The following is a 15,169-nucleotide window of genomic DNA, read 5'->3' on the forward strand; positions in this document are numbered from 1 at the left end:
CCATGATGCGCCGACCCAATCAGGCGCCGCCGATGAACGGCCCCCGCTTCAACGAGTGGATTCAGAGCCCCAAGGTCCGCGTGATCGATCACGAGGGAGAGAACCTTGGCGTGATGTACACGCGCGAGGCGATGGAGCAGGCGAGGGAGCTGGGACTCGACCTGGTCGAGGTGTCGCCCAACGCGGACCCGCCCGTCGCGAAGTTCCTGGACGTGGGCAAGTTCAAGTACGAGGCGCAGAAGAAGGCGAACCTGGCCCGCAAGTCGCAGAAGACGCAGGAGATCAAGGAGATCAAGATGCGTCCGAACATCGACGACCATGACTATGACACCAAGATGAAGAAGGTGGCGGAGTTCATCGGCGAGGGCGACAAGGTGAAGGTGACGATGCGCTTCCGCGGTCGCGAGCTGAGCCACGGGCAGCTGGGCATGAACGTGCTCCAGCGCGTCGCGGAGCAGGTCGCCGAGGTCGCCAAGGTGGAAGCCTATCCGCGCATGGAAGGCCGCCAGATGCTCATGGTGCTCGCGCCCAAGTGATGTGAGGCACCGGGGCGGTGGGCGCCGCCCCGACCCTCCGCTATCTGCCGCAAAGGCGGGGACCCACAGCAGTTGCCGTCTCCCAGCCAGCGGCGGCCGCGGTAGATCCGGCCCCGCGTGTCCGGCATCCATCGCGTCGCGAGACCCACATCCGCGGTCGACAGCGGGGCCTTCGCCAAAGGATCACCCCAAGACACTTGCAGGAAGCCCCTGCGCCCCGGCAAAGGCGCGACCTTTGCAAAAGGCTACACCGTGCTCCTGCGAACGCAGGAGCCCAGAGTTATAGGTCCCATAAGGCGTTGTTCTGCCTGGCCCTGGGCTCCTGCCTGCGCAGGAGCACGGCGTGGGCTCGGCGTCATTGCACCTGTTTTGCAAAGGCCCCGCGAAGGCCGGCGTCCAGTTGGGCGACTTGCCGGCATCTCAATAAGCCGTTCGTCACTGACCCCGGCCCTCCGCGGGACCTTTGTAAAAGGCTACACCGTGCTCCTGCGAAGGCAGGAGCACGGCGTGGGCTCGGTGCCGTTACACCCGCTTTGCAAAGGTCCCGCCTCCGCCGGGGAACAGATTGGACGCTCGCGGAACCCCGCGACCTTCAGGTTCGCACCCAGCCGCGCCCCGCGATCCGCCCACTCCGGCCCCATCGTGGCGGCGAGACGACACCGCATCCTCAAAAATATTACGCGTTACGTAAATCTACTAGACGCCGGAAATCAGCACGTTACAGCGCCCCCGATACCGGACCTTCGAATCCGGATTCATCCGCAAAGCCCTTCGGGAGAGGCCTGTCGACATGCGTCTGACCAACATCCTTCTGTCCACCGCCGCCGCCACCACCGCCTTCATGATCGCCGCGCCTGCCATGGCGCAGGACCAGACCAGCCCCGTCACCACCAATGCCGCGGTCGACGGACAGGCACCCACCGCCGGTGCGCAGACGGGCGATACGCAGGAACTGGGTGCGGGCGACATCGTCGTCACTGCGACCCGTCGCTCGGAGCGGCTGGCCGACGTGCCGATCTCGATCAACGCGGTGAACCAGGAGGCGCTGCAGAACTCCGGCGCCACCGACATCCGCCAGATGGCGCAGCTGGCGCCCTCGCTCAACGTCTCGTCGACCGGATCGGAGGCGAACGCCTCGGCGCGCGTCCGCGGTATCGGCACCGTCGGCGACAATCCGGGGCTGGAAAGCTCGGTCGCGGTCTTCATCGACGGCGTCTATCGCAGCCGCACCGGCTCCGGGCTCAACGATCTGGGCGAGGTCGACCGGATCGAGGTGCTGCGGGGGCCGCAGGGAACGCTGTCGGGCCGCAACTCGTCCGCCGGCGCGATCAACATCTATACCAAGGCGCCGTCGTTCGACCTGGGCGGCTATGGCGAGGCGACCTACGGCAATTACGACGCGGTGCGCGTCGCGGGGGCGCTGACCGGGCCGATCGTCAGGGACGTGCTCGCCTTCCGCGTCGACGGCGTCTACGCGCGCCGCGACGGCTTCTTCCGCGATGTCGTCAACGACACCGATTACAACGATCGCAACCGCTGGTTCGTCCGCGGCCAGCTCTTGTTCGAGCCATCGACCGACTTCTCGGTCCGGCTGATCGGCGACTATACCTTCCGTGACGAGAAGTGCTGCGGCGCGGTCCATGTCGACACGCGCGAGAAGCTGGACCCGACCCCCGGTGTGCCCGGCGACTATACGATCAATCCGAACGGCAATCGCATCGTCGACGTCATCAACCAGATCGCAGGCCTGCGCGGCTATCCCGCCGGCAGCACCTTCCCCGCGGGCAACGATCCCTACAGCCGCCGCATCGCCTTCACGCCGGGCCGCGCCTATTCCAACGTGACGAAGGACTATGGCGGGTCGGCGCAGGTCGACTGGAACCTGGGCGGCGCGTCGCTGACCTCGATCACCGCATACCGCGAATACAAGTCGGGCGGCGCCAGCGACATCGACTATAACGTCCTCGACATCGGCTATCGTCCCGCGGACGGCAACAACTACCGCCAGTTCCACACCTTCACGCAGGAGCTGCGCCTCAACGGCGAGGCGCTGGACAATCGCCTCGACTGGCTGGTCGGCGGGTTCTTCTCGAACGAGGATCTCGAGGTCGTCGACAATCTGAAGTTCGGCCGCGACTATGGCGCCTTCGCCGCGTGCCGCATCGTCGCGACGATCAATCGCGAGGCTGCGCTGCGCGATCCGTCGCAGCGGGGATGCCTGGGCAACACCCCTCTCGCCGCGCTCGGCGGCGCGACGGGGCGGCAGGCGATCGCGGCGGGTCTCGGCGCGGCATCGGGTGTTATCCTGCCCGCGATCGACCTGCTCGGCACCGTCAACGACGTCGGCACCACCCGCGACGTGTACCGCCAGAACAGCAAGAGCTTCGCGGTCTTCACGCACAACATCTTCAAGCTGACCGACACGCTGTCGCTGACCGGGGGCCTGCGCTGGACGCATGAGCGCAAGCGCTTCGACGCGACCTTCGGCAACAACAACACCGTCTGCCCGCAGATCCAGGGGCTGCTGGGCGCCGGCCCGGCGGGCAATCTGTTCAACAACGCCCAGCTCGCCGCGCTGACGCGCGGGATCGCGACGCTTGCCTGCACCGGCAATTCGTCCGCCGCGCTGGGCGGCCGGACGCTGAACGATCGCTTCGACGAAAGCCAGTTCACCGGCACCGCGGTCCTGTCGTGGAAGCCGACCGACCGCATCATGACCTATGCCAGCTATTCGCGCGGCTACAAGGCGGGCGGCTACAACCTCGACCGCTCGGACCTGGGCGATGCCTACAACCCCGCGACGATCGCCAATCTGGACGTCCGCCGGCTGCGCTTCGACCCGGAGACGGTCAATGCGTACGAGGTCGGCTTCAAATATTCGAGCCGCCCCTTCACTTTCAACCTCGCGGCGTTCCGCTCGGAGTTCAAGAACTTCCAGCTGAACACCTTCAACGGCACCAACTATGTCGTCGAGAATATTGGATCGTGCTCGCGCGATCTGGGCGGTGCGGATCGCGACAATTCGGCCACGACCGGCGCCTGCACCGGCGGCGACGTGAAGTACGGGGTGCGCAGCCAGGGTGTCGAGGTGGAAGCGGGCTTCTACCCGGCGCGCAACCTCGCGGTGGCGCTCGGCTATACGTTCGCCGATACGAAGTTCCGCAACAACCTGGTCGGCTCGGACGCGGGCGCGCCGCTCGACCCCGCGCTGTTCCTGCTGCCCGGCGCACAGATGTCGAACGCGCCGCGCAACGTCATCACCTCGTCGGTCAGCTGGACGCCGGACATCGGCAGCAACGGCATGTCGGCGCTGTTCTACGTCGATCAGCGTACCTCGTCGGATTACAACACCGGCTCCGACCTGTTCGTGGAGAAGATGCAGGACGGCTTCACAGTAGTGAACGCGCGCGTCGGGCTGCGCGGTCGCGACGATCGCTGGGCGCTGGAGCTGTGGGCGCAGAACGTGTTCGACACCGATTATACGCAGGTCGCCTTCAACACCCCGTTCCAGGGCGCGGGCAGCCAGCAGCAGGTGCAGGCGTTCGGCGGCGTCGGCAACCAGCTGTTCTCCGCGTTTCTGGGTGAGCCGCGGACCTATGGCGTGACGGTGCGGACGCGCTTCTGATCGACGGGTAATGCGCGGGGGCGGTCGGTGCCGGCACCGGCCGCCCCCTTTTCGTCACGGTCCATCGGCGCGCCTCCCCGAAATGGCGCGCACGTGGTTGACCCGTTAACCACATCGCCCCTCTAAACGTTTGCAGGCGGCATCGTGCCGACTCGAACGATCGCCCTTTGGGGGGGTGACACCATGACGAACCAGGCTACGTCCCTGTCGGGACAAGTGGAAACGATCCTTCTGTCCGCCCGCAGCGCCGGATCGACTCTCATCGTCTCCCGCGGGCACGATCCCGCCACGATCCGGCTGCTCCTGGCGGAGGGTTTCATCCGCGAGCGGCTCGGCCACCTCGTCCTGACCCTCAAGGGCCACGAACGCCGTCGCGCCTGTTCGCGGGGGTAACGCTTTGATCCGTTCGCGCTGAGCGACGTCGAAGCACGGCCACGACGGTTGGCGCTTAGCCTTCGACTGCGCTCAGGCCGAACGGCTGTTCGATTGTCACCCTACAATGCATCGAAATCGATCGGCTGGTGTCGGTCGAGCCGCTGCTCCGCCGCCGGCATCGGATATTTCAGTCCCGTGGCGCAGTTGAACAGCACGACGTCCTCATCCTCGTCCACCTCACCGTCGCGCAACGCCTGGCGGTAAGCCGCCAGCGTCGCGCCGCCCTCAGGACATAGCAGCAAGCCGTCGCGGCGCGCCGCATCGTCCACCGCGCGCAGGATCGCGGGGTCGCCCACCGCCAGCGCCTTGCCGCCACTCTCGCGCACCGCACGCAGGATCAGGAAATCGCCCACCGCGCGCGGCACCCGGATGCCGGCGGCGACGGTGTGCGCATCCTCCCACCGTTCGGCATGTTCCTCGCCTGCCTCGAACGCGCGGACGATCGGGGCGCAGCCCGCCGCCTGCACCGCATACATCCGCGGCCGCTCGCGCCCGATCCACCCCAGCGCTTCCAGCTCGTCGAACGCCTTCCACATTCCGATCAGCCCGGTGCCGCCGCCGGTCGGATAGAAGATCGCCTTGGGCAGCCGCCAGCCCAGCTGCGCGGCCAGCTCCAGCCCCATCGTCTTCTTGCCCTCGATCCGGTACGGCTCCTTCAGCGTCGAGAAATCGAACCAGCGTCCCTCCGCCGCGCCCTTCCCCACGATCGCGCCGCAATCGTCGATCAGCCCGTTCACCCGCCACACCCGTGCGCCCTGCGCCGCGATCTCGCGCACGTTCACCTCGGGCGTGTCCTCGGGGCAGAAGACGATCGTCTCGATGCCGACGCGCGTGGCATAGGCGGCGAGCGCCGCCCCGGCGTTGCCGTTGGTCGGCATCGCGATCCGGGTGACGCCCAGCTCCTTCGCCATCGCGACCGCCATCACCAGCCCGCGCGCCTTGAAGCTGCCGGTGGGCAGCCGCCCCTCGTCCTTCACGAGGACGTTCGCGCCGCCGCTGCGGGTCAGCGGGATCAGCGGCGTCTCGATCTCGCCCAGGCTGACGACATTCTCCGTCCGCCGCACGGGCAGCAGCTCGCGCCAGCGCCACAGGTCGGTCTCGCGCGCCGCCAGCACGTCTGGCGACAACGCCGCGCCGACGCCGGCCAGGTCGTAGCGCACCAGCAATGGGCGACCGACACGCGACAGGTTGTGCAGCGTGTCGGCCGCGTAAAGCTCGCCGGTCATCGAACATTCGAGGTGGGTGACGAAGGTCGGGCGCTCGGCGCAGAGATTGTCGTTCATGTCGGGCGACTTACGCGGCCACATCAGCGAGCGGAAGCCACCGTGATGGGAAGGAAGCGTCATGTCGCACGCCAGGCGACCATTTCGTCATACGCCGCCGCGGGGCGCCACATGACGCGCCCCGCCCGGCCGATCAGTCGGGCTTCTTCGCCACGCCCACCAGCGCGGGGCGCAGCAGGCGGTCCTTTATCATGAACCCGGCCTGCATTTCCTGCACGATCGTGCCGGGTTCGGCATCGCTCGGTACCTCCATCATCGCCTGGTGACGGTTCGGGTCGAGCGGCTGGCCCATAGCCTCGATACGGGTGATGCCGTGGCGCGCGAAGATACTCGCCAGTTCGCGTCCCGTCGCGTCCAGCCCGACGACCAGCCCCTTGAACTTATCGTCCTCGCGCAGGTCCGCGGGGATCGCGGCCAGCGCGCGCTCAAGATTGTCGCTCACCGACAGGACGTCGCGCGCGAACGCGGTCGCGGCATAGGCGCGTGCGTCGGCCGCTTCCTTCTCGGCACGGCGGCGGACGTTCTGGGTGTCGGCCTGCGCGTACAGCGTCTCCTGCTTCGCGGTCGCCAGCTGGTCCTCCAGCTCGGCGATGCGGGCGGCGGCGGCATCATGCTCGGCCACTTCGGGCGCGGCCCCGGCCGTCTCGTCGCGCAGGTCGTCCGCGGCGGGCTTTGCGGTATCGGTCATTCTGTCCCTATCTTTTGGCTCTACGGGCGCCGTCTAGCCCATCAGGCGGGCGAGTGTCGCGGCGGTGAAATCCACCATGGGCACGACGCGCGCGTAGTTCAACCGCGTCGGCCCGATCACCCCCACGACACCCACCACGCGCCCGTCATGTCCGCGGAACGGCTTGGCGATCACCGACGATCCGCTGAGCGCGAACAGATTGTTCTCCGCCCCGATGAAAATCCGCGTCGCATCGCCCGCGCGTGCCGAATCGAGCAGCGCCGCGACTTCCTGCTTGCCCTCCAGGTCGTCGAGCAGCCCGCGCACCCGTTCGACATCGGCGACATCGGCATCGTCCAGCAACCGCCCCTGCCCACGCACGATCAGCACCGGGCGCCGCGCACCGTCCTCGCTCCACACCGCCAGCCCGCGCTCCACCAGCGCCCTGGCGGCGGTGTCCAGCGCGCTGCGCCCTGCCGTCAGCTCGCGCTCCAGCCGCCCGCGCGCCTCGCCCAGCGTCAGCCCGCCCAGCGTCGCGGTCATGTAATTGCCCGCCTCGACCAGCGCGCCCGGCGTCACCCCGATCGGCAGGTCGATGACGCGGTTCTCGACCGCACCGTCCTCCCCCACCAGCACCGCCAGCGCCTGCGTCGCGGCGAGCGGGACGAAGCCGATCGAGCGCAGCACCACCTCGCGCTTGGGCACCATGACCAGCCCCGCGCAGGCCGACAGGCCGGACAGCGCCGCAGTCGTGGCGGCCAGCGCTTCCTCGACCGGCCCGTGCTGCCCGGCGCGCAATTCGATCTGCGCGCGCTCCTCGGCGGAGGGCTCGTGCGCCTGCATCATGCCGTCGACGAACAGGCGCAGCCCGCGCTCGGTCGGCACGCGCCCGGCGGAGGTATGCGGCGCGGCCAGCAGCCCCAGCGTCTCCAGCTGCGCCAGTACGTTGCGGATGGAGGCCGGCGACAGGTTCAACCCCGCCTGCGCCAGCGTCTTCGATCCCACCGGCTGCCCGCTCGCCAGATAGCCGTCGACGACGCGGCGAAAGATGTCGCGGGCGCGATCGGTCAGTTCGGCGATAGGCGGCGAACGGTTCACGCCCTGCGATGTATGACGCCCGCCGCCCCCGCTCAACCACGCGGTTCATCTTTCAGCAACCAACCGGGATCAAAGAAGCGGGATCGGGGAAAACCTATGATCTACGATTTCAGCTTCGATCGCCAGGCGCATCTGCTGACCGTCCGGTGGCACCGCATCTTCACCGCGGCGGACGTGCTGTCCTACGGTAACGATTACATGCGCGGTTTCGTCGCCGCCGATTTCCGTTCCGGCTATCGCCTGCTGATGGACATGGGGTCGGTCGGGGCGCAGCCGCAGGAGACGCTGGAGCCGTTCATGGACCACATGCGGCGCATCCCCAAGGCGAGCAGGATCGCGGTGTCCGCGACCGTGCCGCTGATGCGCGCGCAGGTCGCGCGCCTGATGACGCAGCCCTATCTGCGCCTGTTCGAGAACGTCGGGGAGGCGCGCCGCTGGGTGCTGGGCTGACGGCACGCAAGGCGCTGGCGCGGTGCGCGCAACCTCGCTAGGGCCGGTCCGTTCCGTCCCTCAGGAGAAGACAATGCGCCCCAGCGGCCGCGCCCCCGACCAGATGCGCCCCATCACCATCGAGCCGCGCTTCACGCGCCATGCGGAAGGGTCGGTGCTGATCGGGTTCGGCGATACGAAGGTCCTCGTCACCGCCTCCGTCGAGGAACGCGTGCCCCCGTTCCTGCGCGGCAAGGGTCAGGGCTGGGTGACCGCCGAATACGGCATGCTCCCCCGCGCCACGCACACGCGGGGCAGCCGCGAGGCGGCGAAGGGCAAGCAGTCGGGCCGCACGCAGGAGATCCAGCGGCTGATCGGCCGCAGCTTGCGCGCCGTCACCGACATGGCGCTGCTGGGCGAGCGCCAGATCACGCTCGACTGCGACGTGATCCAGGCCGATGGCGGCACCCGCACCGCCGCCATCTCCGGCTCCTGGGTCGCGCTGCGCCTCGCGATCGACGGGCTGCTCCAGTCGGGCAAGCTGACCGCCGACCCGCTCAGGCAGAAGGTCGCGGCGGTGTCGTGCGGCATCCATCAGGGTCAGCCGGTGCTCGACCTCGACTATATCGAGGATTCGGGCGCCGATGCGGACGGCAATTTCGTCCTGCTCGAAAACGGCAATATCGCCGAGGCGCAGGCCACCGCCGAGCACGCCACCTATGACGAGGAAGCGCTGCTCCGCCTGCTGCGCCTCGCGCGCATCGGTTGCGCCGAGATCTTCGCGGCGCAGGCGAAGGCGGTCGCATGAGCGGAGAGGGCGCCGAGCCGCAGGCGATCCGCAAGCTCGCCCCCGGCAAGCTGGTGATCGCCAGCCATAACGCCGGCAAGGTACGCGAGATCGGCGCGCTGCTGGAGGGTTACGGGCTGGAGGTCGTCTCCGCCAAGGCGCTCGACCTGCCCGAGCCCGAGGAAACCGGCACCACCTTCGTCATGAACGCGGAGCTGAAGGCACGCGCCGCGGCCGACCTGTCGGGGCTGCCCGCACTCGCCGACGACAGCGGGCTGTGCGTGGATGCGCTGGGCGGCGATCCCGGCATCTTCTCCGCCCGCTGGGGCGGCGAGGCGCGCGACTTCGGCATGGCGATGCAGCTGGTCGAGGACAAGTTGCGCGCGATCCCCGACGCACCGCGCGACGCGCATTTCATCTGCGCGCTGGCGCTGGCATGGCCCGACGGTCATGTCGAATGGTTCGAGGGCCGCGTCGACGGCACGATGGTCTGGCCCCCGCGCGGGGACAAGGGCCATGGCTACGACCCGACCTTCCGGCCGATCGGCCACGACGTGACCTTCGGCGAGATGGACGAGCCCGAAAAGAACGAGATCAGCCACCGCGGCGACGCTTTCCGCCAGCTGGTCGCCGCCGTCTTCTGATCCCTCTGATCGAAACTCCCGTCATTCCCGCGAAGGCGGGAATCCAGAAACCCAGGCGGTGCGGCTTATGGACCGGCGGCAGCGTATCTGGATCCCCGCCTCCGCGGGGATGACGGACGCACTGCGAAAGGCGCCTCACGCCAACATGACCAATCCTTAAGGGTGACGCTCCGCCGCCGCCGCAGTACAGCGCGCGTATGGGCCACGGTCATCATCACCACCACGATCACGACCATCATGGTCACGGTCATTCGCACGGCCACGTTCACGCCACCCCGCCGGAGCGCTGGGACCGCGTCTTCGCGATCGGTATCGGACTGAACCTCGGCTATGTCGTGGCGGAGGGGGTGGCCGGCTTCGCGTTCGGATCGGTCGCGCTGCTGGCGGATGCCGGCCACAATCTGTCCGACGTCCTGGGGCTGGCGGTCGCCTGGGGCGGTGCGGCGCTCGCGCGGCGCGGTCCGTCGAAGCGCTTTACCTACGGGCTGAAGGGCTCGACGATCCTCGCCGCCCTCGCCAATGCCCTGCTGCTGCTGGTCGCGATCGGCGCCATCGCGATGGAGGCGGTTCAGCGGTTCGGCGATCCCGCCCCCGCCCCCGTCGCCGGCCTCTCGGTCTCGATCGTCGCGGGGCTGGGGATCGCGGTCAACGCCTTCACCGCCTGGCTCTTCGCGCGCGGGCGCAAGGGTGACGTGAACATCCGCGGCGCGTACCTGCATATGCTCTCCGACGCGGTGGTGTCGGCCGGCGTGGTCGTCGCCGGCATCGCGATCTGGCTGACCGGCGCCGGCTGGATCGATCCGCTGGTCAGCCTCGTCATCGCCGCGGTCATCTTCTGGCAGACCTGGGGCCTGCTGCGCGAGACGGTGGAGATGTCGCTCGCCGCCGTCCCGCGCGGCGTCGACTACGATCGCGTCCGCGACGCGCTGGCGACGCTGCCGGGCGTGGCGGAGGTGCACGACCTCCACATCTGGCCGATGTCGACCACCGAGCCCGGGCTGACCGCCCACCTGTGCATCCCCGCGGGCCATCCCGGCGACGCCTTCCTCCACGACGCGCAGGAGATGCTTCACCATCGCTTCGGCATCGGCCACGCGACGATCCAGGTGGAGACCGGCGGTGTGTGCGTGCTGGCGGACGAGACGCGGGTCTGACACCGCCATGCTCCTGCGCACGCAGGAGCCAAGGGTGGCGAAACGCGACGATCGTCACTCCGCGTAGGAACCGCGACGGCAAAGCCGCCGCGTGACGTCGGACGGGCTCGGCTGCGCCGCCCCGCCGGCCGTGCCGCCCGATGGGCTTCGCCCAGCGGCGCGGGCGTGGCCGCGCCTTCGGGCGTCAGTAAGCCCGCGCCACCGCGAACTCGACCGCCTCGACCATCGCATCCTTGACCGCGCCGTCCCCGAAGATCGCCAGCGCCTCGATCGCGCGCTGCCCGTAATGCCGCGCGCGGGCGAACGTATCGTCCACCGCGCGGCTGCGCCGCACCAGCTCCACCGCATGCGCGAAGTCCGCGTCGCTCGCGCGGCGCCCCTCCACCGCATCGCGCCAGAACGTGCGCTCGCCCTCGTCGCCGCGCGCATAGGCCAGGATCACCGGCAGCGTCATCTTGCCTTCGCGGAAGTCGTCGCCCGCGTCCTTGCCCATCGTCCCGGCGTCGCTGGTATAGTCGATCGCGTCGTCGACCAGCTGGAACGCGATGCCCAGATAGCGCCCGTACGCATCCAGCGCCGCTTCCTCCGCGGCGGAGCGGCCGGCGATCACCGGCGCGACGCGGCACGCCGCCGCGAACAGCGCCGCGGTCTTCGCCCCGATGATGTCGAGGTAGCGCTCCTCCGCCAGGTCGACGCGGCGCACCGCGGTCAGCTGGTTCACCTCGCCCTCCGCGATCACCGCCGAGGCGTTGGACAGGATCTCCAGCGCGCGCAGGCTCCCGCCCGCCACCATCAGCTCGAAAGAGCGCGAGAACAGGAAATCGCCCACCAGCACGCTGGCCGGGTTGCCCCAGATGATGTTGGCGGTGCGCTTGCCGCGGCGCAGGTCGGAGCCGTCGACCACGTCGTCGTGCAGCAGCGTCGCGGTATGGATGAACTCCACCGCCGCGGCGAGCAGGTGGTGCCGGTCGCCGTCATACCCCACCAGCCGCGCGCTCGCGAGCGTCAGCATCGGGCGCAGCCGTTTGCCGCCGCCCGCGATCAGATGCCCGGCCAGCTCGGGGATCAGCGGGATCTCCGACTGCATCCGCTCGACGATCACGGCATTGACCTGTTCCATGTCGCGCGCGACCAGCCCGATCATCGGGTCGAGCGACGGCGCATGGCCGGGGAGGCGGTGGAGCGAGGCGATCATGTGCCCCGCCCTTTGCGGCGGGACGGCGCGCAAGGCAAGCGCAGGCTTGCCCTGACGGCGTCATGCCCGCATGAGGCGCGCGTGATCCATGGGGAGGCGGGCATGACCGACGAGACGCTGAAGCGCTATCGCAAGAGCATCGACAATATCGACGCCGCGCTCGTCTGCCTGCTCGCGGAGCGGTTCAAGATCACGCAGGCGGTCGGCGAGCACAAGGCCGCCACCGGCCTCCCCGCCGCCGATCCCGGCCGCGAGGAGGCGCAGATCGCCCGCCTGCGCGCGCTGAGCGAGGATGCCGAGCTGGACCCGGAATTCTCTGAGAAGTTCCTCCGCTTCATCATCGACGAGGTGATCCGCCATCACCGGGCGGCCGCGAAGGCCTAGTCGGCTCCTCCTGCCCGTTATCGCGGCATTCCCGCCACCACCTCGGCATATTCGCGCATCGTCTCCTCGAAGATCTCCGCGACCGGCTTCACCGATTCGATCCGCCCCGCGACCTGCCCGGTCAGCGCAACCCCCGCCTCCAGGTCGCCACCGAAATAGACCGCCTGCGTGTTCGCGAACTCCGCGAAGATCCCGTCCGGCGCCCCCTCGCGCTCGATCCGCGTCGTCCGCTCCGTCCGTAGCGCACGCAGCGCCGGCCCCGGGCCCGCGCGGTTGAGGAAGACGGTATCGGTCGTGTCCGCCGCGATGATCGCCCGTTTCCAGTTGTCGTGCACCGGACATTCCGTCGCGGTCAGCATCCGCGTGCCCATCAATATCCCCTCGGCGCCCAGCGCGAACGCCGCGGCCATGCTGCGCCCGTCGACGATCCCGCCCGCCGCGACCACCGGCACGTCGACCGCGGCGACCACCTGCGGCACCAGCACCATCGTGGAGACGTCCCTGGGGTTCTTGAACCCGCCGCCCTCGCCGCCCTCGACGATCAGCCCGTCGACCCCCGCCTCGACCGCGCGCAGCGCACCGGCCAGGTTCGGCACGACGTGGAACACGGTCAGCCCCGCCGCCTTCAGCATCGCGGTATATTTCATCGGATCGCCGGCGGAGGTGGTGACGAAGCGCACCCCCTGGTCGATCACGAACTGCACGATCGAGGGATCGCGCACGAACGCCTGCGCCACGTTCACCCCGAACGGCCTGCTCGTCAGCGCGCGCATCTTGACGATCTCGTCGCGCACCGCGTCCAGCTCGCCCGACGACGTCTCGATGATCCCCATCCCGCCCGCGTTCGACACCGCGGACGACAAGGGCGACCGCGCGATCCAGCCCATCGCCGCCTGGATGATCGGCTTCTCGATCCCCAGCATCTGCGTGATCCGCGTCCTCATGCGAACACCTCCTCCAGGAAGTGGCGCATCGCCTGCCAGCTGCGCCGGTCCGCGCGCGGTTCGTAGGCGACGCCCGGCATGGTCGAATCGCGCCGGCTTTCGTCGGTGAAGGCGTGGCCGGCATGGCCGTAGGCGTGCAGCTGCCAGTCGGCCTTCGCGGCGGTCAGCTCCTGCGCCAGCGCGACGGTGGTCGCGGGCGGCGCCAGCGGGTCCTCCCAGCCGTGACAGACCAGCAGCTTCATCGCGATCGGGTCGACCGCCGCATAATCCGGCCGGTCGTAGACCCCGTGGAAGCTGACCCCGCCCAGCGTCTCCAGCCCCGCGCGCGCCATATCGAGCACGCATTTGCCGCCGAAGCAGAAGCCGATCGCCGCGGTCTTCGCCGCATCGACCTCGTCCTGCGCCTTCAGCACCGCCAGGCTCGTCGCCAGCCGGTCGCGCAGCAGCGCCCGATCCGCATTCATTTCGTTCATATAGCGGGCCATGTCGGGCCCCGGCTCGCCGCGCTTTCCCTGTCCGAAGACGTCGCAGGCGAACGCGGCATAGCCGAGCGCGGCCAGATCCTCCGCCTTGCGGTTGTCGGACTCCTTCTGGCCGAGCACGTTGGGGATCACGAGCACGCCGGGCCGCGCCCCGGCCCGCGCGTCGTCCCATGCGAATACGCCCTCGAACCGCCCGCCGGGGCCGTCATGCACGATGGTGCGGCGCTGGATCGTCATCGCCCTCTCCTGTTGTCTCGTTCGCTCCATTCGCTAGAGCGACACGCGAAGGGGGGCAAGGCGATGGACGTGCGTGTCGACGATCCGAACAATCCGGCGCTGGCCGACCTGCTGCGCGCGCATGTCGCCGAACAGCACGGCAACGTGCCCCACGGGTTCGCCTTCGCGCTCGACGCCGATGCGCTGAGCGGGCCTGACATCACCTTCCTGTCCGCCTGGGACGGCGACACGCTGGCCGGCATGGGGGCGCTCAAGCAGCTCGACGCCACCAGCGGCGAGGTGAAGTCGATGCGCGCCGCCCCCGACTATCTCGGCAAGGGCGCTGGTCGTGCGGTGCTGGACCGCATCGTCGCCACCGCGCGGGCGCGCGGTTATCGCCGGCTCTACCTCGAAACCGGCACCACCGCCGCTTATGACGCTGCGTTGGCGCTGTACCGTCGCGCCGGCTTCGTCTCCTGCCCGCCCTTCGCCGATTACGCGGCCAGCCCGCACAACCAGTTCTTCATGCTCGATCTAGGGGAAAACTGAATGCCCACGCTCGTCCTGATCCGCCACGGCCAGTCCGCCTGGAACCTGGAGAACCGCTTCACCGGCTGGTGGGACGTCGACGTCACCGAAAAGGGCGTCGCGGAGGCGCGTGCCGCGGGCGAATTGATGGCGGCGAAGGGCCTCGACTTCGACCAGACCTTCACCAGCCTGCAGACCCGCGCGATCAAGACGCTGAACCTCGCGCTGGAGGCGATGGGCCGGCTGTGGCTGCCGGTCGAGAAGGACTGGCGCCTCAACGAGCGTCACTATGGCGGCCTGACCGGGCTCGACAAGGCGGAGACCGCGGCGAAGCACGGCGACGAGCAGGTCCATATCTGGCGCCGCAGCTTCGACATCCCCCCGCCCCCGCTCGACGCGGGCAGCGAGTTCGACCTGTCGTCCGACCGTCGCTACGCCGGTATCGCCATCCCCGCGACCGAAAGCCTGAAGGACACGATCGCGCGCGTCCTGCCCTATTGGGAACAGCGCATCGCGCCCGCGCTGAAGGACGGCCAGCGCGTGCTGATCTCGGCCCACGGCAACTCGCTGCGCGCGCTGGTGAAGCATCTGTCGAACATCCCCGACGACGAGATCACGGGGCTGGAAATCCCCACCGGCCAACCGATCGTCTACGAGCTGGACGACGCCCTGAACGCGACCGATCGCTATTATCTCAGCGAGCGCTGAGCGGCGCACTCGCCTCAAAAAGCAACGTCATCCCCGCGGAGGCGGGGATCCAGA

Annotated in this window: 16 protein-coding genes; 10 read left to right on the plus strand and 6 right to left on the minus strand. The window is 68.9% G+C overall.

Annotation, left to right across the window (positions count from 1 at the left end; genetic code table 11):
- Window positions 1-2: 2 nt before the first annotated feature.
- From infC to PGN23_RS11285, 3 genes are all read left to right on the plus strand, one after another.
- A complete protein-coding gene (gene infC, locus PGN23_RS11275; protein ID WP_335302969.1) occupies window positions 3-536 on the plus strand; it encodes a translation initiation factor IF-3 in 534 nt (177 codons plus the stop codon).
- Window positions 537-1,326: 790 nt separating this feature from the next.
- Complete coding sequence (locus tag PGN23_RS11280) at window positions 1,327-4,161, plus strand: TonB-dependent receptor (RefSeq protein ID WP_335302970.1); 2,835 nt, start codon at window positions 1,327-1,329, stop codon at window positions 4,159-4,161.
- Between the two features lie 216 nt (window positions 4,162-4,377).
- The gene (locus PGN23_RS11285) at window positions 4,378-4,554 is read left to right on the plus strand and encodes a hypothetical protein (protein ID WP_335302971.1); all 177 of its coding nucleotides are present in this window, start codon (window positions 4,378-4,380) and stop codon (window positions 4,552-4,554) included.
- 101 nt (window positions 4,555-4,655) lie between these two features.
- Here PGN23_RS11285 and PGN23_RS11290 read toward each other — a convergent pair whose 3' ends face one another.
- The 3 genes from PGN23_RS11290 to hrcA form a co-directional block, all read right to left on the minus strand.
- Complete coding sequence (locus tag PGN23_RS11290; RefSeq protein WP_335304581.1) at window positions 4,656-5,879, minus strand: threonine synthase; 1,224 nt, start codon at window positions 5,877-5,879, stop codon at window positions 4,656-4,658.
- A 133-nt stretch (window positions 5,880-6,012) separates the two neighbouring features.
- Window positions 6,013-6,567, minus strand: a complete 555-nt coding sequence (gene grpE, locus PGN23_RS11295; protein WP_335302973.1) for a nucleotide exchange factor GrpE — start codon at window positions 6,565-6,567, stop codon at window positions 6,013-6,015.
- A 33-nt stretch (window positions 6,568-6,600) separates the two neighbouring features.
- Window positions 6,601-7,644: a heat-inducible transcriptional repressor HrcA gene (hrcA, locus tag PGN23_RS11300; protein WP_335302974.1), complete on the minus strand. Its 1,044-nt coding sequence runs from the start codon at window positions 7,642-7,644 to the stop codon at window positions 6,601-6,603.
- A gap of 96 nt (window positions 7,645-7,740) precedes the next feature.
- On the opposite strand from hrcA, the gene PGN23_RS11305 reads away from it, so the two are divergent.
- From PGN23_RS11305 to PGN23_RS11320, 4 genes are all read left to right on the plus strand, one after another.
- Complete coding sequence (locus tag PGN23_RS11305) at window positions 7,741-8,094, plus strand: hypothetical protein (RefSeq protein ID WP_335302975.1); 354 nt, start codon at window positions 7,741-7,743, stop codon at window positions 8,092-8,094.
- Between the two features lie 73 nt (window positions 8,095-8,167).
- Window positions 8,168-8,881 carry a ribonuclease PH gene (gene rph / locus PGN23_RS11310; RefSeq protein WP_335302976.1) on the plus strand — a complete coding sequence of 238 codons (714 nt, stop codon included), beginning with the start codon at window positions 8,168-8,170 and terminating at the stop codon, window positions 8,879-8,881.
- Window positions 8,878-9,504, plus strand: a complete 627-nt coding sequence (gene rdgB / locus PGN23_RS11315; RefSeq protein ID WP_335302977.1) for an RdgB/HAM1 family non-canonical purine NTP pyrophosphatase — start codon at window positions 8,878-8,880, stop codon at window positions 9,502-9,504. The genes rph and rdgB overlap by 4 nt, the downstream gene beginning before the upstream one ends.
- Window positions 9,505-9,701: 197 nt before the next feature.
- Window positions 9,702-10,658, plus strand: a complete 957-nt coding sequence (locus PGN23_RS11320) for a cation diffusion facilitator family transporter (protein ID WP_335302978.1) — start codon at window positions 9,702-9,704, stop codon at window positions 10,656-10,658.
- Between the two features lie 184 nt (window positions 10,659-10,842).
- Here the strand turns inward: PGN23_RS11320 and PGN23_RS11325 are convergent, their stop codons facing one another.
- The gene (locus PGN23_RS11325; protein WP_335302979.1) at window positions 10,843-11,853 is read right to left on the minus strand and encodes a polyprenyl synthetase family protein; all 1,011 of its coding nucleotides are present in this window, start codon (window positions 11,851-11,853) and stop codon (window positions 10,843-10,845) included.
- A gap of 102 nt (window positions 11,854-11,955) precedes the next feature.
- Here PGN23_RS11325 and PGN23_RS11330 point away from each other — a divergent pair, with 102 nt between their 5' ends.
- Entirely contained in the window at window positions 11,956-12,237 is a 282-nt protein-coding gene (locus PGN23_RS11330; RefSeq protein WP_335304582.1) for a chorismate mutase, read from the plus strand.
- Between the two features lie 17 nt (window positions 12,238-12,254).
- Here the strand turns inward: PGN23_RS11330 and PGN23_RS11335 are convergent, their stop codons facing one another.
- Both PGN23_RS11335 and PGN23_RS11340 read right to left on the minus strand, forming a co-directional pair.
- Entirely contained in the window at window positions 12,255-13,181 is a 927-nt protein-coding gene (locus PGN23_RS11335; RefSeq protein ID WP_335302980.1) for an NAD(P)H-dependent flavin oxidoreductase, read from the minus strand.
- Window positions 13,178-13,900 carry a dienelactone hydrolase family protein gene (locus PGN23_RS11340; RefSeq protein ID WP_335302981.1) on the minus strand — a complete coding sequence of 241 codons (723 nt, stop codon included), beginning with the start codon at window positions 13,898-13,900 and terminating at the stop codon, window positions 13,178-13,180. The genes PGN23_RS11335 and PGN23_RS11340 overlap by 4 nt, the downstream gene beginning before the upstream one ends.
- Before the next feature lie 63 nt (window positions 13,901-13,963).
- Here PGN23_RS11340 and PGN23_RS11345 point away from each other — a divergent pair, with 63 nt between their 5' ends.
- Together PGN23_RS11345 and gpmA are read left to right on the plus strand one after the other, a co-directional pair.
- Window positions 13,964-14,428 carry a GNAT family N-acetyltransferase gene (locus PGN23_RS11345; protein ID WP_335302982.1) on the plus strand — a complete coding sequence of 155 codons (465 nt, stop codon included), beginning with the start codon at window positions 13,964-13,966 and terminating at the stop codon, window positions 14,426-14,428.
- Window positions 14,429-15,115 carry a 2,3-diphosphoglycerate-dependent phosphoglycerate mutase gene (gene gpmA, locus PGN23_RS11350; RefSeq protein ID WP_335302983.1) on the plus strand — a complete coding sequence of 229 codons (687 nt, stop codon included), beginning with the start codon at window positions 14,429-14,431 and terminating at the stop codon, window positions 15,113-15,115. It abuts the gene before it with no gap.
- The last annotated feature ends 54 nt before the right edge of the window (window positions 15,116-15,169 follow it).

This window comes from Sphingomonas adhaesiva (assembly GCF_036946125.1).
Taxonomy (GTDB): Bacteria; Pseudomonadota; Alphaproteobacteria; order Sphingomonadales; family Sphingomonadaceae; genus Sphingomonas; species Sphingomonas adhaesiva_A.

Excerpts from the sequence above, each read along its gene's own strand:
- PGN23_RS11305 (WP_335302975.1), top strand. The coding sequence starts at position 7,741 with ATGATCTACGATTTCAGCTTCGATCGCCAGGCGCATCTGCTGACCGTC.
- infC (WP_335302969.1), top strand. The coding sequence starts at position 3 with ATGATGCGCCGACCCAATCAGGCGCCGCCGATGAACGGCCCCCGCTTC.
- PGN23_RS11340 (WP_335302981.1), bottom strand. The coding sequence starts at position 13,900 with ATGACGATCCAGCGCCGCACCATCGTGCATGACGGCCCCGGCGGGCGG.
- grpE (WP_335302973.1), bottom strand. The coding sequence starts at position 6,567 with ATGACCGATACCGCAAAGCCCGCCGCGGACGACCTGCGCGACGAGACG.
- PGN23_RS11345 (WP_335302982.1), top strand. The coding sequence starts at position 13,964 with ATGGACGTGCGTGTCGACGATCCGAACAATCCGGCGCTGGCCGACCTG.
- rph (WP_335302976.1), top strand. The coding sequence starts at position 8,168 with ATGCGCCCCAGCGGCCGCGCCCCCGACCAGATGCGCCCCATCACCATC.
- PGN23_RS11290 (WP_335304581.1), bottom strand. The coding sequence starts at position 5,879 with ATGAACGACAATCTCTGCGCCGAGCGCCCGACCTTCGTCACCCACCTC.
- PGN23_RS11320 (WP_335302978.1), top strand. The coding sequence starts at position 9,702 with ATGGGCCACGGTCATCATCACCACCACGATCACGACCATCATGGTCAC.
- gpmA (WP_335302983.1), top strand. The coding sequence starts at position 14,429 with ATGCCCACGCTCGTCCTGATCCGCCACGGCCAGTCCGCCTGGAACCTG.
- PGN23_RS11330 (WP_335304582.1), top strand. The coding sequence starts at position 11,956 with ATGACCGACGAGACGCTGAAGCGCTATCGCAAGAGCATCGACAATATC.
- PGN23_RS11335 (WP_335302980.1), bottom strand. The coding sequence starts at position 13,181 with ATGAGGACGCGGATCACGCAGATGCTGGGGATCGAGAAGCCGATCATC.
- PGN23_RS11325 (WP_335302979.1), bottom strand. The coding sequence starts at position 11,853 with ATGATCGCCTCGCTCCACCGCCTCCCCGGCCATGCGCCGTCGCTCGAC.
- rdgB (WP_335302977.1), top strand. The coding sequence starts at position 8,878 with ATGAGCGGAGAGGGCGCCGAGCCGCAGGCGATCCGCAAGCTCGCCCCC.
- PGN23_RS11280 (WP_335302970.1), top strand. The coding sequence starts at position 1,327 with ATGCGTCTGACCAACATCCTTCTGTCCACCGCCGCCGCCACCACCGCC.